This is a genomic window from Ruegeria sp. N10, from assembly GCF_056531545.1.
On record NZ_JBQFLY010000001.1, the window covers coordinates 453,957 to 473,064 of the forward strand.

Consider the following 19,108-nt stretch of genomic DNA (forward strand, 5'->3'; position numbering starts at 1 on the left):
TACGCATGTTCACGTTTTGTGTCAATGAATTTGGGCGAAGCTCAGATCGGCAGGTATCGAACCGTTTCCCCGGCCTTGCGGGCGGGGTCGTTCGGGGGACGGACCAAAAGGGCGTTTGCCTGCGCCAGAACGCTGAGCAGAGAGCTGTCCTGATCTGCACAGGCCTGGATACCCGTTTCGCTTAGAACCGCACGCATGTAATGCTCGCGCGGGCCGTTTTGTGACAGTGGTTCGGTCAACCGGGCAGAGTGAAAGGGTGGCAGAACCATTTCCAGCCCCAGCATCCGCCGCACCATCGGGGCAAGGAACAGATAGCCACAGACCATCGCGCTGACCGGGTTCCCCGGAAGCCCGACCATCGCGGTGTCACCCATGCGACCAGCCATCAGAGGTTTTCCGGGGCGCATTCGGATCTTGTAGAAAGACCGATCCATCCCCAGCCCCTGCGAAACGTCAGACACAAGGTCGTAGTCCCCAACCGACGCACCGCCAATCGTCACGACGAGATCGGCCCCTCGTGCCAGGTGAAAAGCCGTTTCAAGTGATGAGACCGTATCCCGTGCAATCGGAAGGACACGAACCACAGCACCGAGCCCCTCAAGCAATGCCCGCAGTCCAAACGTGTTTGACGCGATAATCTGGTCCGGTCCCGGTTCTTCGCCGGGCATGACAAGTTCGTCGCCGGTCGAGATCAGGGCAATGACGGGTTTTCGAGAAACCGGGACCCGCGCGACATTCATCGCAGCCATCAGTGCAATGTCTTCGGCGCGGATCAAACGCGGTGCCGTGATGGGAGTGCCTGTCATAAAATCCACACCGGCAGGGCGGATGTTCGTTTTGGGGCCGGGGTCGTCTGTGATCGTGATCAGATCGCCACGCCGGTCGGTATCTTCCTGAATCACAACGAAATCCGCGCCCTCGGGAACCGGAGCGCCGGTAAAGATACGCACGGCCTGACCGGGGCCCACCGAGCCGTCGAAACGACGACCCGCAGCGGATTCGCCCACCACTTTGAACATGGCATGAAGCTCGACTTCGTCGGCTTTGACGGCATAGCCATCCATCGAAGATGCCGCAAATGGCGGCTGGTCGCGCGCTGCCACAACCTCGTGCGACAGAACACGTCCCGCAGACTGGGCCAGGGGAACCTGTTCCGAAGGTAGAGGGCCGACAAGATCGAACAGCAGGGCGCGCGCTTCTTCGACGGTAATCATTTCGCCTCGTAACGTCCTGATTTTCCGCCGTCTTTAAGACTTAAATGAATGCCGCCAATTTCCATCGCTTTGTCGACGGCTTTGGTCATGTCGTACACAGTCAAGGCCGCGGTGGAAACGGCGGTCAGGGCCTCCATCTCAACTCCGGTTTGACCTGACGTTTTGACCGTTGCTTCGATCTGAACTCCCGGCAGATCCGGGTCGAGGGTCAGTTCAACGGCAACCTTAGTTACTGGCAAAGGATGGCAGAGCGGGATCAGATCCGGCGTCTTTTTTGCACCCATGATGCCGGCCAGGCGGGCAACGCCCAAAACATCGCCCTTAGCGGCGCCTTGTTCTGAAATGATTTCATAGGTTTCCGGTGCCATCTTAACGTGACCCACAGCCACGGCTAAACGATCTGTGACCTCTTTGCCCGAGACGTCGACCATATGCGCCTGACCTTGAGCATCGAAATGGGTCAGCGGCATCACATCACTCCGGGGATAAGCGGATTGGACAGGATGTGGCGGGTGGCCGCTTCGACATCGTCCTGGCGCATCAGGCTTTCGCCGATCAAAAAGCACCGGGCGCCATAGCGCGCAATATCCCGCAAATCTTCTGGCGTACCCAACCCGCTTTCGCACACGATAGTACGGTCTGCCGGTACCAGTTTGGACAAGCGCCGAGTCGTATCAAGAGTGGTTTCGAAGGTCTTGAGATTGCGGTTGTTTATGCCGATCAAAGGACTTTTCAGTTGGGCTGCGCGTTCAAGCTCGGCTTGGTCGTGAACCTCAATCAGAACGTCCATCTCCCAATCGAAAGCGGTTTGTTCCAACTCGGCTGCCTGATCATCGCTGACGGATGCCATGATGATCAGAATACAGTCGGCTTCCAAAGCACGTGCCTCGACCACCTGATAAGGGTCATACATGAAATCCTTACGCAAAGCGGGCAGAGATGTCGCGTTACGCGCTTGTGTTAGATATTCCTTGGCACCCTGAAAGCTCGGCGTGTCGGTGAGCACGGACAAACACGTAGCACCGCCTTCTTCATAGGCCTTGGCCAAGGCAGGCGGATCAAAATCTGGCCGGATCAAACCCTTGGAGGGGCTGGCTTTCTTGACCTCGGCAATCAGGCCGTAACCTTGCCGGGACGCAGCTTGAAGAGCTGCGGCAAACCCGCGGGTTTCCGAAGCTGCGCGTGCTTCACTTTCTAGCGTTTCCAAGGACTTCTGAGCCTTGTCTGCTGCGATTTCTTCCAGTTTGTAGGCTTTGATCTTGTCCAGAACGGTTTCGGTCATGCGGCCTCCTGAGTCTTGGCGGCCAAGGCCGTGATTTTGTTTTTGGCTTCACCGCTGTCGATGCTGTCGGCGGCCATGGCCACGCCTTCGCGCAGATCACTTGCAGCATCGGCGACAACCAATGCGGCGGCAGAGTTCAGCAACACGGCGTCACGATACGCTGACCGAGCGCCGTCCAGCAGCGCACGAAATGCGATGGCATTTTCTTCAGGGGTTCCGCCGAGGATGTCTTCGAAAGGGTGCACAGGCAGGCCAGCATCCTCGGGGTGCAGCTCGACCTCTTTGATCACGTCATCTTCTAAAGCGGCGACCCAGCTGATACCGGTGATCGTCAATTCGTCTGTCCCGTCTGATCCATGCACCAGCCACGCGCGATCTGACCCCAGCAAGCCGAGTGTTTCAGCCATGGGGCGGATCAACTCGCGGCTAAAGGCGCCAGTCAGTTGCCGTTTGACACCGGCAGGGTTGGTCAGTGGGCCAAGGATATTGAAAATCGTGCGCGTTCCCAGCTCCTGCCGCGAAGGCATAACATGCGCAATGGCCGGGTGATGCATCGGCGCCATCATGAATCCGATCCCGACATCTTTCAATGCGCTTTCAACGACTTGCGGGCCAACCATGACGTTGATGCCCATTTGACCCAATGCATCCGCTGCGCCTGATTTAGAACTTAGGTTGCGGTTGCCGTGTTTGGCGACTGTCACACCAGCGCCTGCGACGACAAAGGCCGTCGCGGTCGAGATATTCAGAGTACCTTTTCCGTCCCCGCCCGTGCCAACGATGTCGATCGCCCCTTCGGGGGCCCGCACGGCATTGCACTTGGCGCGCATGACAGCCGCGGCCGCGGCATATTCATCAACCGTTTCCCCCCTCGTGCGCATGGCCATCAACAGCCCGCCGATCTGGCTTGGCGTGGCTTCGCCGTTGAACAGGATGCCAAAGGCGGTCTCGGCCTCGTCGCGGGTCAAAGGACGATCGGCGGCTGCTCCGATCAACGGTTTCAGCGCGTCGCTCATGCGGGGACTTTCAGTTCTTGCAGGAAGTTCTTGAGAAGTGCGTGACCATGCTCGGAAGCAATCGATTCAGGGTGGAACTGAACACCGTGAATAGGCAGTTCCTTGTGTTGCAGTCCCATGATCGTGCCGTCTTCCAGCTCGGCTGTGATCTCAAGACAGTCGGGCAGCGTCTCTCGCTCGACCACCAGAGAATGGTAACGGGTGGCCTCAAAGGGCGATGGAAGGCCAGCAAAGACGCCTTTTCCGGTGTGGTGCATGATGCCCATCTTGCCGTGCACAATTTCGTGGCATCGAACCACCTTGCCACCGAAAGCCTGTCCGATGGTCTGATGCCCAAGACAAACACCCAAAAGGGGTGTTTTGGTCTCGGCCGCCGCTTCGGTCAGAGCCAGACAGATACCCGCCTGATCCGGGTCGCAGGGGCCGGGACTTAGCAGGATCCCAGCCGGGTTCATGGCCATTGCTTCCTGTACATCCAGCGCATCATTGCGGCGAATGACCATTTCGGCACCAAGTTCGCCCAAATAATGTACCAAATTGTAGGTAAACGAGTCGTAGTTGTCGATCAGCAGCAGCATATGGGCACTTATCTTCGCTTGGGCATTTCGGGCTGGCGATGCAACCCCGGGCCACGGTATAATGTCCGCACATACATGCTCAGGCTTGGGCGGCAGCGTCAAGAGGACATAAGGTTTCTGACGCCTCCAATTGACCGAGCGCCACACCAGATGGCGCAGAGCAGGGCGAGGCAGGGAAAAGAGGCGAAAGGCAGGAAATATGGGCGGATTTTTCGGAGGAATGGTCGCAGGGGCGATCGTTGTTTTGATCTTGGGTGCGGTCGTGTCGCTCAACACGCCGATGGTCAACACACCGGTTGTTGCGACCGAAGCACCAGCGCCGACGATTTCAGAAACACCAGAGGCGCCTACTGAACTTGCCGAGGATGTTTCTGATGCCGATCTGGTGGAACTGGCCCCGCGTGCGCCAGAAGCCGCCGATAATGCCAACGAAGATCTGGCCGATTTGTCCGGGTTGGAAGCGTCATCCGAGCCGCAGCCCAAGGTTGGCAAAGTGGTTGAGGCTCCGAACGAGCCCGCTGCAACGGTGGCGACCGAAGTGTCCGTCATGACTGAAGCCCCCGCTGCGCCGCCCGAGCCCAGCCAGGTTCCTGCAGTTCAGCAGGAACAGTCCGTGCCGGTTGTAATTGATGAAACCCCCACGCCGCCGACCGAGTCTGACACAACCGAGGTCGCAGTTCTTGAGCCCGAACCAAATCCGCTGCCACAGGTCGAGGCTGAACCACAAACAAAAGACACTACGACTGAAAATTCACTTGAAAGCAGTCCGATTGCGGTGGAAGGGGATGAAGATACCTTGCCCCGTGAGCTTCCGCGTATTGCTGCGCTGCCTCAGATCGGGGGAGAACAGGAAGAAAGTGCCAGTTCGATTGTCGGAAAACGTATCCTGCCGTTGACGGAACGCGATGATGAGCCTGTTGCAGAACAGGCGATTTCCGAACAGCCATCTGCGGAAAAACCGATTGAACGTTTTGCTGCCAAGTTCGAGAACCCGGAATCTAAGCCGCTGATGTCGATCATTCTGATTGATGACGAAGGCGCATTCGGCGCCGAAGCGTTGCAGGATTTCCCTTACCCGATCAGCTTTGCCGTGAACCCGTCTGATCCGGATGCGGCGGAAAAGATGGCACGGCACCGCGCGGCTGGGTTCGAAGTTCTGGCCCTTGCGGACTTGCCCGAGGCAGCAAGCGCGCAGGATGCCGAAGTTTCCCTGTCCGTGTGGCTGGATACATTGCCTGAAACAGTGGGTATTCTGGAAGGCGTGAACAGCGGCATTCAGGGAAACCGCAAGCTGGCCGATCAGGTCGCGGCAATTGCTGCCGGAACCGGACGCGGGTTGATCACACAGGACAATGGGCTGAACACTGTCCAGAAGCTTGCGGTTCGCAATGGCATTCCGTCCAGCGTTGTGTTCCGTGATATCGATGGGGCACGGCAGGATCCCAGAATCATGCGCCGGTTCCTTGATCAGGCTGCGTTCCGGGCGGGTCAGGAAGGAACCGTTGTCATGCTGGGGAGGGTACGGCCCGAGACAATCTCAGCCCTTTTGCTGTGGGGTCTTGAAGATCGCGGGAACCGGGTGGCGATGGCGCCGATCTCGGCCGTCTTGATGAAACAGGTGCAGTGACTGTTTGAAACAGGCGGCGATCTCCTGATCAGCCGCCTTGTTCTTTAACCGTTGCCGTTTCCGGTGAACCGTGCGGCATCTTCCGCTGCGCGCCGAATGGCGTTTGACTTATGGACAGTCTCCATGAACTCGGCCTCGGGGTCGCTGTCATAGACAACACCGCCGCCAGCCTGAATATAGAGTTTCTGATCCTTCACGATGGCCGTGCGCAAGGCAATGCACATGTCCATGTCACCGCCCGCACTGAAATAGCCGACACCTCCGCCATAGACGCCGCGTTTTTCCGGCTCAAGCTCGTCAATGATCTCCATCGCGCGCACTTTTGGCGCGCCCGAGACCGTGCCTGCGGGCATACCTGCAAAGAAGGCGTCTAAGGCATCCTTGTCTTCCGCCAGCTCACCCACCACGTTGGACACGATGTGCATCACATGGCTGTAGCGTTCGATGATGAACTCTTCGGTCGGGCGAACCGTGCCGATTTTGGACACGCGGCCGGTATCATTGCGCCCGAGGTCCAGAAGCATGAGGTGTTCGGCCAGCTCTTTCTTGTCGGCCAGCAGGTCAAGCTCGTTCGCTTTGTCTTCTTCGGGGGTCGCGCCTCGGGGACGGGTACCTGCAATCGGGCGAATGGTGACTTCGCTGCCGAACACACGCACCAGAATCTCGGGGCTGGCACCAACGACCTGAAAACCACCGAAGTTGAAGTAGAACATAAACGGCGAGGGGTTGGTGCGCCGCAGCGAACGATAAAGCGCAAAAGGCGGCAGCGGAAAATCCTGGGTCCAACGCTGCGCCGGAACAACCTGGAAGATATCGCCAGCGCGGATGTATTCCTTGGCCTTTTCAACCGCTTCCATATAGCCCGACTTGGTGAAGTTCGACACCGGTGCCGCAACTTCGCGCGCGTCGCCCAGATCACGGGTTTCGGCGGGCATCGCGCGTTCCAGATCGCGGACCGCATCCATCACACGCTCGGCCGCCTGTGCATAGGCAGCTTTGGCAGATTGACCGTCGCTGGCCCAGGCGGGTGAGACCACCGTCACCTCGCCTTTGACACCATCCAATACTGCGACAACAGACGGGCGCAACATGATCGCATCTGGCAGCCCCAGCGGATCGGGGTTCACGTCCGGCAGGTATTCGACCAGCCGGACCATGTCATAGCCCAGATATCCAAACAGCCCGGCGGCAGCCTGAGGCAGGTCGTCTGGCAGCTCAATACGGCTTTCTGCCAGTAACGCACGCAGGTTGTCCATCGGATTGCCGTCCTGCGCGGCAAAGGCGTCGGCGTCGAACCGCGCCGAACGGTTCAACTCGGACGTTTCACCGTGGCAGCGCCAGATCAGGTCCGGTTTCATGCCGATGATCGAATAGCGGCCACGCACCTCTCCGCCCGTAACCGACTCCAGCATGAACGCATCTTTCTGCGCGCCCGTCAGTTTGAGCACCAGCGACACGGGTGTGTCCAGATCGGCGGCGAGACGTGTGTAAACCACTTGGTTTTCGCCCGCTTCATAGGCGCGCGCGAAGGTATCGAAATCGGGTGTCAGGGCCATCTTGGTCTCGCTTAAAAGCTCGCCTGCACGGCGTTCAGCGCCTGCTGATCCACGACCGGGCGGGCGCGGGTCTGAGCGTCCCGTACGTATGCGTCAAAAATATTTTGCGACAGCGCCTGATCCATCTGCGCAGCCAGTGCGTCGCGCAACCGGCGCAGTTCGTCGGAATCCTCGGGAGGCAGAACCTCGTCCAGACGAACAAGCAAGGCTGCACCATTTCCACCAATGACGCGTAACTCACCGAGTTCCATCTGGAACACTTCGTTCATAAAACTGGCGGGAACGTCATCAAGAAACGCGGTACGTGTCAGTGCGTTTTCAATGCGGAAGGGCAGGCCAGTCGCAGCGAAGTCACCATCAGTGGCCAGTTGGCTCAGTGCGGCGTTTGCTTTTTCCAGCAAGGCTTTATTGGTCTCTGCCTGTACCCAGGCAGCGGCGACACGGTCGCGTGCGCTTTCCAGCGGTTCAGGGCGGCGTGGCAGAACGTCGTTCAGGCGCAAGGCAAAGATCGATCCGTCTTCGAGAAATGCGATTTCAGGGAAATCTCCCTCTTGCACGGCTTCGGCGGCCGCGCGGAACCCGTCATAGGCCGCTATGTCCTCGGCGCTGTCGCGGGTCCAGTCAATCTGACCCAGCTCCATTTCAGTTTCATTTGCCAATTCTTCCAGAGTCGCTCCACCAGCCAGCATGTCGTTGACATCTTCGGACTGCGCCTCGATCAGGCGGCGGGCGCGTTCTGTCGCCAGTTCTTCGCGCAGGGCCGGTTCGGCCTCCTCAAAGGGAACGCTGTTTGCAGCCAGGGATCCGTTGATACGGAACAGGGCGGGGCCAAATACCGATGGCAGAGGGCCGACAACGGCGTCAAGTTCTGCCGCGAACACGGCGTCGGCGGCTTCGCCCAGATCCTCACGCGTGAGGTCGCCCAGGTCGATATCCGAAAGCTCCAGATCACGGTCCCGAACCAGTTGTTCAAAAGTCGTGCCCCCGACCTCAAGCTGCGCCTTGGCGTCGTTGGCCGCTTGTTCATCCGGGAAATTCAGGCGCTCGACCAGACGGCGTTCTGGCTGATTATACTCTGCCGACCGCTCTTCAAAAAGTTTTCGCAGAGCCTCTTCGTCAACCTCAACCGTGTCCACCAACATGGCCGGAGACAGGATCGCATACGTCAGCTGTTTCGTGCGGGGCAGGGTGAACTGTTCAGCGTTTTCGTCATAGTAGGTCTGAATCTGCGCGTCAGTCGGTTCGGCCACGGGGGTTTCCAAAGCCTCGGCCCCTGCCGTCGCAACGGTAAAGCTGCGACGGGCACCAATATAGTTGGCCATTGTGTCTGTCACGGTGGCAGGCATTTCCACACCCCCCATGATCGCACCTTGAACGATCGTACGGGCGGATTCTTTGCGCAGGTCCGACTCGAACTCGGAATCCGTCATGCCGACCTGTTCAAGCTGAAAGCGGTATGCCTCGCGGTCGAAATTGCCGTCTACGCCCTGAAAGGCCGGGACAGACACGATCTCATTTTGCAGGTTTTCATCCCCTATGGAAATCCCAAGCTGGCTCACCTCGTTGTCCAACGCCGCCAAGGCCGTCAGGCGGGCAAGCGCATTTCGATCCAGCCCCAGATCGCGCGCCTGCGACATTTGCAGGGGCTGACCCGATTGCGCCTCAACCGCGCGGATCTCGCGCTGCAACTCGCGGACAAAGTCATCGATCGAGATGCTTTCATCACCAACTTGCGCCACGGTACGGACTGTGCCGCTCAGGTTGACGGCGCCGAACCCCGCGAGCCCCAGCATCAACATGCCCATCAGAATCCAGACAAAGGTTTTCGAAAGACTTTTAGCGCCTGCGGCCATGGTGCCCTCTTGTTATTACGGCAGCGTTCTGCCCTGTCGGTTGCCGCCTTGAATACGACGCACACCGCCGGGGGGCAAGCTTAGAAGGACAGGCCCTGCAACCGTTCGAACAATTGGCCCAAACCTGTGCGGTCGAGGTTGGCGAAGGCAATGCGCACTTGCCGTTTCCCGTTCGGGTGGTGATCGGGCATGAACATGGTACCGGGCAATAACAGAACACCGGCTTCACGCACCAAACGCCTGGCAAGTTCGTCGGACGGAATGTCAAACGGGTGCTCCAGATAGGCGAAATACGCCCCAAGTCCCAAAAGGCGCCAACCTTCGGCTTCCAGCGCGGGCATACCCTCAAGGATGGCAGCGCGACGGTCGAGTATTTCGTCGCGTTCGCCTGCCAGCCATTGCGACAAGTTTTGCATACCCCAAAGCGCGGCGAACTGTCCGATCTGACCGGGGCAAATGGCAACGGTGTCAAGAAACTTTTCGACCTCAGCCAAAAGTGCAGGGCCCGTTGCAATGGCACCGACCCTGTGACCCGTCAGCCTGTATGCCTTGGAGAAGGAATACAGGTGGATCAGCGTCTGATCCCAGTCTGGTTGCTGGAACAGGTCATGTGGCGGCCCGCTGCGACTGTCGAAGTCACGATAGGTTTCGTCGACGATCAGGTAAATCCCGGTTTCGCGCGCCAGCTCAAAGAAGGCGCGGACAAGGTCTGCCGGGTATTCAACGCCGCCGGGATTGTTGGGCGTGACCAGAGCAATTGCGCGTGTTTTGTCCGTTATCAGCGCCCGCGCGCGCTCCGGACCGGGCAGCAAATCGTCGCCGGTCTTCAGGTCCACCGCCTGAACACCCGACATATCCAGCCACATTTTATGATTGAAATACCATGGGGTTGGTAGAATAACCTCATCCCCTTCACCGGTGATGGCCGATATCACTGCTGAAAACGCCTGATTGCATCCTGAGGTGATAGCAACCTGAGGTGCCTCGACCTTTGCCCCATAATGCGCGCTGATCTGCGCAGCCAGTTCCGTGCGAAGATCTTCATTTCCCAGCACAGGGCCGTATAGATGCGCATGGTCTTCGCGCACGGTAAATTCGGCCATAGCCTCGCGCAATGCCAGTGGCGGCGGGTCAACCGGCGCCGCCTGGCTTACGTTGATCAACGGGCGTTCGGGTGGGAACGAAACGCCCTCGACCCATCGGCGCGCTTCCATCACTGGCGGCGCGAATGTTGCGGCGGTACGGCTGAGCGTCATGTGCTGCCTACTGATCTGATTTCAATCGGTGCCCCGATAGGGCTCGACATATTGAAGGGCCATATCCCACGGGAAAAAGATCCACGTGTCCTGACTGACTTCGGTGATGAACGTATCCACCATTGGGCGTCCCTTGGGTTTGGCATAAACTGTCGCAAAATGCGCTTTAGGATACATCTCCCGAACCAGCTCCAGAGTTTTTCCGCTGTCTACCAGATCGTCGATGATCAGAATTCCGGTTCCGTCACCCATTAACTTGGCATCGGGTGCTTTCAGAACTTCCGCCTCACCCTGAGCTTGATGATGGTAGGATTTGACGCTGACCGTATCGACAGTACGAATATCCAGTTCCCGGCTGACGATCATCGCAGGGGCCATGCCGCCACGGGTGATCGCCACAACAGCACGCCAGCTGCCATCATCGGGGCCTTGCCCGTCCAGACGCCACGCCAATGCGCGCGAGTCGCGGTGGATCTGGTCCCAGCTGATGTGAAATCCTTTTTCGTGCGGCAGGCGGTCCTTAGCGCTCATGTTCTTAACCTTTTTCCACGTCAGGGGCGTCAACGGCCTTCATTCCGACAATATGGTAACCCGAATCCACGTGCAGATTCTCTCCGGTGACGCCGCTGCTGAGGTCCGACAGCAGGTACAGGGCCGACTTGCCGACATCGTCAATGGTCACGTTGCGGCGCAGCGGAGAGTTGTACTCGTTCCATTTCATGATGTAGCGAAAATCGCCAATGCCGCTGGCAGCCAGGGTTTTGATCGGGCCGGCCGAGATCGCGTTCACGCGAATACCGTCCTTGCCCAGGTCCTCGGCCAGGTATTTGACCGACGCTTCCAGAGCGGCCTTGGCAACACCCATCACGTTATAGTGGGGCATCACCTGCTCGGCTCCGTAATAGGTCAGTGTTATGGCACTGCCGCCTTCGGACATCATCTTTTCCGCGCGCTGCATAACCGCGGTGAACGAATAGACGGAGACATCCATTGTCAGCGTGAAGTTGGCCCGGCTGGTATCCACATAACGTCCACGCAATTCGTTCTTGTCAGAAAACCCGATGGCGTGAACGATAAAGTCCAGCTTGCCCCATTTCTCTTCCAGCGCCGAGAAAAGCCCATCAATTGAAGCCTCATCGCTCACGTCGCAGGGCAGAACGATTTCGCTGCCTAATTGCGCAGCCAGCGGGTCCACACGTTTTTTTAAAGCGTCACCCTGATAAGAAAAGGCAAGTTCAGCTCCGGCTTCGGACAAGGCGCGGGCGATTCCCCATGCGATTGATTTGTCATTGGCCAGTCCCATGATGAGGCCACGTTTGCCGGCCATCAACTGATTTGACATGTTTGGTTCTCCGCCTGTCTTCGCGTTAGATTGGCATGGTTTATGCCATTGGTAGCGCTGCATCAAGGCCGTGCGCTCTTGCTCGCAGCGGGTTCTCGCCTTAGGCTCGTCATTAATACTTTCCAGGGGATGGAAATGACCGAGCGTGATGGCATCTTTGCTGGCTCCGATCCGTTTAAAATTGCGGCCCGGTGGTTAGCTGAGGCTGAAGAAACTGAATTGAATGATCCGAATGCGATTGCGCTTGCAACCGTAGACCCGGATGGTTTGCCAAACGCGCGCATGGTTCTGCTGAAGGAAATCGAAGCGGATTCATTTGTATTCTATACAAACTACGAAAGCGTCAAAGCGAACGAGCTGGATACGTCGGAAAAAGCTGCATTTGTCATGCATTGGAAATCTTTGCGGCGTCAACTTCGCGTTCGTGGTACAATATGTCGTGAAAACGGGCCCCAGGCTGATGCGTATTATGCATCAAGGTCATTGAAAAGCCGTTTGGGTGCCTGGGCTTCAAAGCAGTCACAACCGCTTTCAAGTCGGACAGCTTTGATGGCAGAGGTCGCGAAAGTGACCGCTAAACTTGGGCCGAATCCACCTCGTCCTCCATTCTGGGGCGGGTACCGATTAACGCCGACAGAGATTGAGTTCTGGGCTGATGGAGCATTTCGCTTGCATGACCGGTTCAGATGGAAACGAATTGAGCCGGGATCGGCATGGCATGTTGAAAGGTTGAATCCATGACGTTCACGTGTCGTGAAATGCAACAGGCAGAAAGTAAACGATTTTTTCAGCTTGAATTTGCCCGCCAATCCCATAAACAACAGACCCTTAACGAACTGCTAAAATTCGCGATGGGAAAACCGTGCCAGAAGACCTGAACAACATGTATCGCGTCCGTGGACACGTGAAATGGTTCGATCCCGCCAAGGGATACGGCTTTGTTGTGTCTGACGAAGGCGGCCCGGATATTCTGTTGCATGTGAACGTATTGCGCAATTTCGGCCAAAGTTCCGTCGCGGACGGAGCGGGTATCGAGATCATGACACACCGCACGGACAGAGGTGTTCAGGCGGTTGAGGTTGTTGCAATTGACCCGCCAGCGCGCGCCGAGTCGATGATGCTGGCCGATTTCGCCGAGTTGGATCCGGACGCTATCGCAGAAGCCCCTCTGGAGGCCGCGAGGGTGAAGTGGTTCGACAAAGGCAAGGGCTTCGGGTTCGCAAATGTTTTTGGGCGCGGTGAAGACGTGTTCTTGCATATAGAAGTGCTGCGGCGCTCGGGGCTTGCTGACCTTCAGCCCGGAGAGGCGCTTGCGATGCGCGTAATTGATGGCAAGCGCGGCCGAATGGCGGCGCAGGTTCTCGCCTGGGAAGCCGCGCTGGACGGCTGACGGTTCCATGACTCGTTTTCTGGCATTTTGGACCCTTCTGATCACGCTGTGGACAGGGGGGGCGTTTGCTGCGTGCAGCGCCGACCATGTCACACTCCGAAACGACAGCGCGACAATCCGATTTGACGTGGAAGTGGCGGTTACGCCACAGGAGCGGTCAAGGGGTTTGATGTTTCGCGAGTCGTTGCCGAATCGTTCGGGTATGTTGTTCGTGTTTGATCCACCGCAACCCGTCGCGTTCTGGATGAAGAACACACTGATTCCGCTCGACATGATATTTCTGGACCGTACGGGCACGGTGACACATGTACATGAGAGAGCGATTCCCGGCGATCTGACACCGATTGAAGGTGGTGATGCCGTTTTTGCGGTGCTGGAAATCAATGCGGGATTGTCCGCGCGCTACTCTATCGGCGTCGGCACTCAGATGCAGCACGAAATTTTTTCGCAAGGCCCTGCGATTTGGCCCTGTTAGGGCTTTTCAAATCAGATTGGCATCGTTAGGAAGGCGCACGGTCCGGGGCGTGGCGCAGTCTGGTAGCGCACCTGTTTTGGGTACAGGGGGTCGTAGGTTCGAATCCTGCCGCCCCGACCACTTCCTTCACATTCTCATGTGGGCGTTCCGCCCATCGCCCGATACAACGAGCTGATGGCCTGATCCAGCGTGTCACTTTCCAATGGTACTTCAACGGTCGAACCGCTTTTCTGCCGTACTTTGAAGTACGATCGCGCGTCGACGCGATAGCCGGAACCTGTTTTTGACGCTGTCAGGCGCATGACACTTTGGGGCAGGTCCTGCGGAAATCCGTCATAGTTCAGAATCAAATAGGCCGCCGCTTTTGGGGGCAGATACTCGCTACATTCAAAAGCCTGTGCGCCGATTTTTTTAAAGACCTTGCCGGGACCAGAACAACTGGTTTCGAATGCCTCAAATAACCTTTTGGGATGGGTTTCGAACAGCGCGCTACGTGACGGGGTCGGCGTTTCTTGTGGCGTGCAAGCCACGATGCAGGCCAATGCGGGGATAAAGCGAAGCAACTTCATTCGTTTGGCCTTTCTCAATCCGGAGTGAACCTTTGGTCGTTCAGCGTGGGTTCGACAGACCCGGCGAAGATGATTCCTTTTCAGCCTAACCAGCGCGGCGTTGGTTGATCAAATACAGATAACTATGCTGGTAAAAACGGTAATTCGATTTGAGACTTCGAGTTGTGACCGAAAATTTACCGAAGGCGAGCCTGTGGAGGAATCGGACCTTGAGTTTCACACTCCTCGTGTCTGGGTCTGGTCAACAAAAAAGATTTCAAATTTGGCTGAAAAAGGGCGTTGACCTTCTATGGCAATATACGTCAAATTGTATGAGCCGAAGAGATTGCCACAATATCTGGTGTTCAAGCCGGGACGGCAACAGGCGAGGGTCGGATAAGCACAGTCTATTAACGTGCAGCCGTTGTAACGGCTTTTTCGCTGTCCAAAACAGCGACCAGTACCTTTGCGCGCTTCTGTCGGCGTTGCGGGTGGTGCTCCGCAACTCAAAATGTAGTGCCGTGAACCGAAAATTAGGCGGAATTTAACTAGGGCTGCGGACATGAAGATTGAAAGAAAATTCACCAAACCAGATCAGGATGCCTATTCGGAACTGGATTTTGTGTCTGCGACATCTGAAATCCGAAACCCCGATGGAACCATTGTGTTCCGCCTGGAAGGGATCGAAGTTCCGTCAACCTGGTCGCAGGTGGCAAGCGACGTGATTGCCCAGAAGTACTTTCGCAAAGCTGGTGTTCCGTCCAAACTGACCAAAGTTAAGGAAAAAGACGTTCCTGAATTCCTGTGGCGGTCGGTTCCCGCTGAAGATGCTGAATTCGAGGGCGAAATTTCCTCCAAGCAGGTCTTTGACCGGCTGGCCGGTGCGTGGGCATACTGGGGGTGGAAAGGTGGCTACTTTTCGACCGAAGAGGATGCGCGCGCCTATTTCGACGAGATGCGGTACATGCTGGCGACTCAGCGCGCCGCCCCAAACAGCCCGCAATGGTTCAATACTGGCCTGCACTGGGCCTATGGAATCGACGGTCCGGCGCAAGGGCACCACTATGTCGACTACAAGACCGGCAAACTGACCAAATCCAAATCCGCCTACGAACATCCGCAGCCACATGCCTGCTTCATCCAGTCCGTCGATGATGATCTGGTGAACGAAGGCGGCATCATGGATCTGTGGGTGCGCGAAGCACGGTTGTTCAAATACGGCTCGGGCACCGGAACCAATTTCAGCCATCTGCGTGCGGAAGGCGAGGCATTGTCGGGTGGTGGCAAATCCTCGGGCCTGATGGGCTTTCTCAAGATCGGCGACCGCGCCGCCGGCGCAATCAAATCAGGCGGGACAACCCGTCGGGCAGCGAAGATGGTCATTGTCGATGCGGATCACCCCGATATCGAACAATTCATCGAATGGAAGGTAATCGAAGAGCAGAAAGTGGCCTCGATCGTCGCCGGATCGAAGATGCACGAAAAGATGCTGAACGGTATTTTCGAGGCCATTCGCTCATGGGACGGTGCGGCCGATGATGCCTATGACCCCAACAAGAACGAAGCGCTGAGAAAGGCGATCCGCGAGGCGAAAAAGGTCGCAATCCCCGAGACTTACATCAAGCGTGTGCTGGATTATGCCAAGCAGGGTCACGACAGCATTGAATTCCCGACCTATGACACGGATTGGGATTCGGAAGCCTATAGCTCGGTCTCGGGGCAGAATTCGAATAACTCGATCCGCGTGACCAACGGGTTTCTGACCGCGGTGGAAAAAGACGCGGACTGGCAGCTGATCAACCGCACCGATGGCAAAGTCGCCAAGACCGTCAAGGCACTGGATCTGTGGGAAAAGGTTGGCCACGCCGCCTGGGCCTGTGCGGATCCTGGCATCCAGTTCCACGACACGGTCAACGAATGGCACACATGCCCCGAAGATGGTGAAATTCGCGGTTCGAATCCGTGTTCAGAATACATGTTTCTGGATGACACGGCCTGTAACCTGGCCTCGATGAACCTGCTGACCTTCCTCAAGGACGGTGAGTTCCAGGCCGCCGATTACATGCACGCCTCGCGCCTATGGACGCTGACGCTGGAAATCTCGGTGACCATGGCGCAATTCCCGTCAAAGGAAATCGCGCAGCTGTCGTACGACTTCCGCACGCTGGGCCTTGGTTATGCCAACATTGGCGGCCTGTTGATGAACATGGGCTACAGCTATGACTCGGACGAGGGGCGGGCGATCTGCGGTGCGCTGACCGCGATCATGACCGGTGTGGCATATGCCACTTCAGCTGAAATTGCCGGTGAGCTTGGCCCGTTCAAGGGATACAAGCGCAATGCCGAGCATATGCTGCGCGTCATCCGCAACCACCGCCGCGCGGCGCAGGGTGTGACTGAGGGGTACGAGAAACTGGCCGTCAAGCCGGTACCTCTGGACCATGGCAACTGCCCCGACAAGCGTTTGGTCGATCTGGCCATGTCCGCTTGGGATGAGGCGCTGAGCCTTGGCGAGCAGAACGGTTACCGCAATGCACAGGCCACGGTAATTGCCCCCACAGGCACCATCGGTCTGGTGATGGATTGCGATACAACGGGGATCGAGCCCGATTTTGCGCTGGTCAAGTTCAAGAAACTGGCAGGCGGCGGTTACTTCAAGATCATCAACCGCTCGGTACCATCTGCGCTGGAAAAGCTGGGCTATTCCTCGTCGCAGATCGAAGAGATCGTATCCTACGCGGTCGGTCACGGCACAATCGGCAATGCGCCGGGGATCAACCACACCTCACTGACTGGCCACGGCTTTGGTGCCAATGAACTGGCCAAGGTGGACGCCGCGCTGGAAAGCGCCTTTGACATCCGGTTCGTCTTCAACCAATGGACATTGGGCGAAGATTTCTGCACCGGCGTTCTGGGCATCCCGGCGACCAAGCTGAATGACCCGACCTTTGATCTGTTGCGTCATCTGGGGTTCACTCGCGCGGATATCGACGCGGCCAACGACCATGTCTGCGGAACCATGACTCTGGAAGGTGCACCGCATCTGAAGGAAGAACACTACGCGATCTTCGACTGCGCCAACCCGTGCGGCAAGAAAGGCAAGCGTTTCCTTGGGGTTGGCAGCCACATCACCATGATGGCGGCGGCACAAAGCTTTATCTCGGGTGCGATCAGCAAAACGATCAACATGCCGAATGATGCGACAATCGAGGATTGCCAGAAGGCCTATGAGCTTAGCTGGTCACTGGGTGTGAAGGCCAACGCGCTGTACCGCGACGGCTCGAAACTGTCTCAGCCCCTTGCGGCTGCGCTGGTCGAGGATGATGACGAGGCGGCCGAGGTGTTGGAAAGCGGCTCTGCACAGGAAAAAGCCGTCGTTCTGGCCGAAAAGGTGATCGAGAAGGTTGTGGTCAAGGAAATAATCCGCAGTCATCGCGAGAAACTGCCGCATCGCCGAAAGGGGTATACACAGAAGGCCATCGTTGGCGGCCACAAGGTTTACCTGCGCACGGGTGAGTTCGAAGACGGTCAACTGGGTGAGATTTTCATCGACATGCACAAGGAAGGCGCTGGCTTCCGGGCGATGATGAACAATTTTGCCATCGCCGTGTCAGTCGGTCTGCAATATGGCGTGCCGCTGGAGGAGTTTGTCGACGCCTTCACCTTTACCAAGTTCGAACCGGCAGGGATGGTGCAGGGCAACGACTCGATCAAGAACGCGACGTCGATCCTGGATTACATCTTCCGCGAACTGGCCGTGTCTTATCTGGACCGTACCGATCTGGCCCATGTGAAACCCGAGGGTGCTACCTTTGATGATCTGGGACGCGGTGAAGAGGAAGGCGTTTCCAACGTCTCGGAAATCAGTGAAACTGCGGCGTCCAAGTCGTTGGAAGTGTTAAAACAAATCAGTTCAACCGGGTATCTGCGCAAGCGTCTGCCGCAGGATTTGATGATGTTCAACGGCAGTTATGGCGACGTGGCCGGAATGTCGGAAACAGCAACTGTGTTCGAAGCGCCTGCCACCGAAACGGCAGTGGCAACCGGAATGGACGCCCGCACCAAAGCCAAGATGCAGGGCTATGAGGGCGACCCCTGTGGCGAATGCGGAAACTACACGCTGGTGCGTAACGGCACTTGCATGAAGTGCAACACCTGCGGCGCGACAAGCGGGTGTAGCTGACTTTAACGCCCCGGCACCCCGGGGCGTAGGGGTCGGACGCTGCCCTAAGTAACCGACCCCGACGAATACGGAGAACAGGTCTGTCACCGACTGACCATTCTCCACTCGGCCGACATGCCCGTGTTGGCCGGGAACAGGGTGGGGCGGAATATTTGCTCCTTCCCACTCTTTCACGGGGCGGGTGCGCTCGCCCCATGCGCAGTCCAGGCCGCAGGCAAAAAAACACCGGGCGGTCAACGAAATGAGCCTGGAAGGCGAAACTGACAGGGGGCTTCGGCCCCCTTTCTTTTTACCCGCCGAGTCGTCCCGGATAAGCGCCACATTGCCGGATTGAGGTGGTCCTGTCGGGCAAGAGCCGCCGATACAGGTTTTGCCGCCTTCTTCAGGCGGAGGGCCGCAAACCCGACTCGGGCAAACACGCGAAGATTGGCGTGAAATCACGAAGTTCTACCAAAGCGCGTGACGCGCCGGGGTGTCCATGTGCTTCTGGGCGCTGTCCGGACGTAAACACAAACACACCTTTCAGGAGGCACTGAAATGAAATCGCATTATTTGATCGGGCTTTCCGTGGCCGTTCTGGGCTTGCCCGGCGTTGCTTCGGCCCAATCCTCAGCCGATACCAACGGTGATGGTCTTTTGACCATCGAGGAAATTCAGGCAGTCGTACCGGAAATCAACGCTGACACTTTCTCGGCCATGGATGCCAATGGTGACGGAGCGTTGGATGCAGACGAGGTCGCGATCGCGCAGGAGGCAGGATTGCTGCCGCCCAGCGACGGGTAGGCATC

General features: G+C 57.4%; 17 protein-coding genes and 1 tRNA gene. 7 read left to right on the forward strand and 11 right to left on the reverse strand.

Features of this window, described 5'->3' with window-relative positions:
• Positions 1-41: 41 nt before the first annotated feature.
• Genes ACR0JI_RS02285 through ACR0JI_RS02305 form a run of 5 tightly spaced genes read right to left on the reverse strand, consistent with a single transcriptional unit; the run spans position 42 to position 4,090 of the window.
• The gene (locus tag ACR0JI_RS02285; RefSeq protein ID WP_480472968.1) at positions 42-1,214 is read right to left on the reverse strand and encodes a molybdopterin molybdotransferase MoeA; all 1,173 of its coding nucleotides are present in this window, start codon (positions 1,212-1,214) and stop codon (positions 42-44) included.
• The gene (moaC, locus tag ACR0JI_RS02290; RefSeq protein ID WP_480493091.1) at positions 1,211-1,684 is read right to left on the reverse strand and encodes a cyclic pyranopterin monophosphate synthase MoaC; all 474 of its coding nucleotides are present in this window, start codon (positions 1,682-1,684) and stop codon (positions 1,211-1,213) included. The genes ACR0JI_RS02285 and moaC overlap by 4 nt, the downstream gene beginning before the upstream one ends.
• Complete coding sequence (trpC, locus tag ACR0JI_RS02295) at positions 1,684-2,496, reverse strand: indole-3-glycerol phosphate synthase TrpC (RefSeq protein ID WP_480493092.1); 813 nt, start codon at positions 2,494-2,496, stop codon at positions 1,684-1,686. Before trpC ends, moaC begins: the two co-directional genes overlap by 1 nt.
• Complete coding sequence (gene trpD, locus ACR0JI_RS02300) at positions 2,493-3,512, reverse strand: anthranilate phosphoribosyltransferase (protein WP_480493093.1); 1,020 nt, start codon at positions 3,510-3,512, stop codon at positions 2,493-2,495. Before trpD ends, trpC begins: the two co-directional genes overlap by 4 nt.
• A complete protein-coding gene (locus ACR0JI_RS02305) occupies positions 3,509-4,090 on the reverse strand; it encodes an anthranilate synthase component II (RefSeq protein WP_480472961.1) in 582 nt (193 codons plus the stop codon). Before ACR0JI_RS02305 ends, trpD begins: the two co-directional genes overlap by 4 nt.
• Positions 4,091-4,289: 199 nt before the next feature.
• On the opposite strand from ACR0JI_RS02305, the gene ACR0JI_RS02310 reads away from it, so the two are divergent.
• Positions 4,290-5,717, forward strand: coding sequence for a divergent polysaccharide deacetylase family protein (locus ACR0JI_RS02310; protein WP_480493094.1), 1,428 nt, complete (start codon positions 4,290-4,292; stop codon positions 5,715-5,717).
• A gap of 44 nt (positions 5,718-5,761) precedes the next feature.
• Here ACR0JI_RS02310 and trpE read toward each other — a convergent pair whose 3' ends face one another.
• From trpE to fabI, 5 genes are all read right to left on the reverse strand, one after another.
• Complete coding sequence (trpE, locus tag ACR0JI_RS02315) at positions 5,762-7,273, reverse strand: anthranilate synthase component I (protein ID WP_480493095.1); 1,512 nt, start codon at positions 7,271-7,273, stop codon at positions 5,762-5,764.
• A gap of 11 nt (positions 7,274-7,284) precedes the next feature.
• A complete protein-coding gene (locus tag ACR0JI_RS02320; protein ID WP_480493096.1) occupies positions 7,285-9,126 on the reverse strand; it encodes a peptidyl-prolyl cis-trans isomerase in 1,842 nt (613 codons plus the stop codon).
• A gap of 80 nt (positions 9,127-9,206) precedes the next feature.
• The gene (locus ACR0JI_RS02325) at positions 9,207-10,382 is read right to left on the reverse strand and encodes an aminotransferase (protein WP_480493097.1); all 1,176 of its coding nucleotides are present in this window, start codon (positions 10,380-10,382) and stop codon (positions 9,207-9,209) included.
• 21 nt (positions 10,383-10,403) lie between these two features.
• Positions 10,404-10,913 carry a xanthine phosphoribosyltransferase gene (gene gpt / locus ACR0JI_RS02330; RefSeq protein ID WP_209503823.1) on the reverse strand — a complete coding sequence of 170 codons (510 nt, stop codon included), beginning with the start codon at positions 10,911-10,913 and terminating at the stop codon, positions 10,404-10,406.
• A 4-nt stretch (positions 10,914-10,917) separates the two neighbouring features.
• Positions 10,918-11,724, reverse strand: a complete 807-nt coding sequence (gene fabI, locus ACR0JI_RS02335) for an enoyl-ACP reductase FabI (RefSeq protein ID WP_267365343.1) — start codon at positions 11,722-11,724, stop codon at positions 10,918-10,920.
• 135 nt (positions 11,725-11,859) lie between these two features.
• Between fabI and pdxH the strand changes: the two genes are divergently transcribed.
• From pdxH to ACR0JI_RS02355, 4 genes are all read left to right on the forward strand, one after another.
• On the forward strand, positions 11,860-12,465 hold the full coding sequence (gene pdxH / locus ACR0JI_RS02340; protein ID WP_480472951.1) for a pyridoxamine 5'-phosphate oxidase: 606 nt from the start codon (positions 11,860-11,862) through the stop codon (positions 12,463-12,465).
• A 142-nt stretch (positions 12,466-12,607) separates the two neighbouring features.
• A complete protein-coding gene (locus tag ACR0JI_RS02345; protein WP_245220458.1) occupies positions 12,608-13,114 on the forward strand; it encodes a cold-shock protein in 507 nt (168 codons plus the stop codon).
• Between the two features lie 7 nt (positions 13,115-13,121).
• On the forward strand, positions 13,122-13,589 hold the full coding sequence (locus tag ACR0JI_RS02350; RefSeq protein WP_480493098.1) for a DUF192 domain-containing protein: 468 nt from the start codon (positions 13,122-13,124) through the stop codon (positions 13,587-13,589).
• A 43-nt stretch (positions 13,590-13,632) separates the two neighbouring features.
• Positions 13,633-13,709: transfer RNA gene (locus tag ACR0JI_RS02355), tRNA-Pro, on the forward strand.
• A 14-nt stretch (positions 13,710-13,723) separates the two neighbouring features.
• On the opposite strand, the gene ACR0JI_RS02360 is transcribed toward ACR0JI_RS02355, so the two are convergent.
• A complete protein-coding gene (locus tag ACR0JI_RS02360; protein WP_480472949.1) occupies positions 13,724-14,158 on the reverse strand; it encodes a hypothetical protein in 435 nt (144 codons plus the stop codon).
• A gap of 541 nt (positions 14,159-14,699) precedes the next feature.
• Here ACR0JI_RS02360 and ACR0JI_RS02365 point away from each other — a divergent pair.
• Both ACR0JI_RS02365 and ACR0JI_RS02370 read left to right on the forward strand, forming a co-directional pair.
• The gene (locus tag ACR0JI_RS02365; RefSeq protein ID WP_480493099.1) at positions 14,700-18,320 is read left to right on the forward strand and encodes a vitamin B12-dependent ribonucleotide reductase; all 3,621 of its coding nucleotides are present in this window, start codon (positions 14,700-14,702) and stop codon (positions 18,318-18,320) included.
• Between the two features lie 537 nt (positions 18,321-18,857).
• On the forward strand, positions 18,858-19,103 hold the full coding sequence (locus ACR0JI_RS02370; protein ID WP_480472945.1) for an EF-hand domain-containing protein: 246 nt from the start codon (positions 18,858-18,860) through the stop codon (positions 19,101-19,103).
• Positions 19,104-19,108: the final 5 nt, after the last annotated feature.

Bases quoted from the DNA above. Each gene is read 5' to 3' on its own strand.
- ACR0JI_RS02285 (WP_480472968.1), bottom strand. From the start codon at position 1,214: ATGATTACCGTCGAAGAAGCGCGCGCCCTGCTGTTCGATCTTGTCGGC.
- moaC (WP_480493091.1), bottom strand. From the start codon at position 1,684: ATGCCGCTGACCCATTTCGATGCTCAAGGTCAGGCGCATATGGTCGAC.
- trpC (WP_480493092.1), bottom strand. From the start codon at position 2,496: ATGACCGAAACCGTTCTGGACAAGATCAAAGCCTACAAACTGGAAGAA.
- trpD (WP_480493093.1), bottom strand. From the start codon at position 3,512: ATGAGCGACGCGCTGAAACCGTTGATCGGAGCAGCCGCCGATCGTCCT.
- ACR0JI_RS02305 (WP_480472961.1), bottom strand. From the start codon at position 4,090: ATGCTGCTGCTGATCGACAACTACGACTCGTTTACCTACAATTTGGTA.
- ACR0JI_RS02310 (WP_480493094.1), top strand. From the start codon at position 4,290: ATGGGCGGATTTTTCGGAGGAATGGTCGCAGGGGCGATCGTTGTTTTG.
- trpE (WP_480493095.1), bottom strand. From the start codon at position 7,273: ATGGCCCTGACACCCGATTTCGATACCTTCGCGCGCGCCTATGAAGCG.
- ACR0JI_RS02320 (WP_480493096.1), bottom strand. From the start codon at position 9,126: ATGGCCGCAGGCGCTAAAAGTCTTTCGAAAACCTTTGTCTGGATTCTG.
- ACR0JI_RS02325 (WP_480493097.1), bottom strand. From the start codon at position 10,382: ATGACGCTCAGCCGTACCGCCGCAACATTCGCGCCGCCAGTGATGGAA.
- gpt (WP_209503823.1), bottom strand. From the start codon at position 10,913: ATGAGCGCTAAGGACCGCCTGCCGCACGAAAAAGGATTTCACATCAGC.
- fabI (WP_267365343.1), bottom strand. From the start codon at position 11,724: ATGTCAAATCAGTTGATGGCCGGCAAACGTGGCCTCATCATGGGACTG.
- pdxH (WP_480472951.1), top strand. From the start codon at position 11,860: ATGACCGAGCGTGATGGCATCTTTGCTGGCTCCGATCCGTTTAAAATT.
- ACR0JI_RS02345 (WP_245220458.1), top strand. From the start codon at position 12,608: ATGTATCGCGTCCGTGGACACGTGAAATGGTTCGATCCCGCCAAGGGA.
- ACR0JI_RS02350 (WP_480493098.1), top strand. From the start codon at position 13,122: ATGACTCGTTTTCTGGCATTTTGGACCCTTCTGATCACGCTGTGGACA.
- ACR0JI_RS02360 (WP_480472949.1), bottom strand. From the start codon at position 14,158: ATGAAGTTGCTTCGCTTTATCCCCGCATTGGCCTGCATCGTGGCTTGC.
- ACR0JI_RS02365 (WP_480493099.1), top strand. From the start codon at position 14,700: ATGAAGATTGAAAGAAAATTCACCAAACCAGATCAGGATGCCTATTCG.
- ACR0JI_RS02370 (WP_480472945.1), top strand. From the start codon at position 18,858: ATGAAATCGCATTATTTGATCGGGCTTTCCGTGGCCGTTCTGGGCTTG.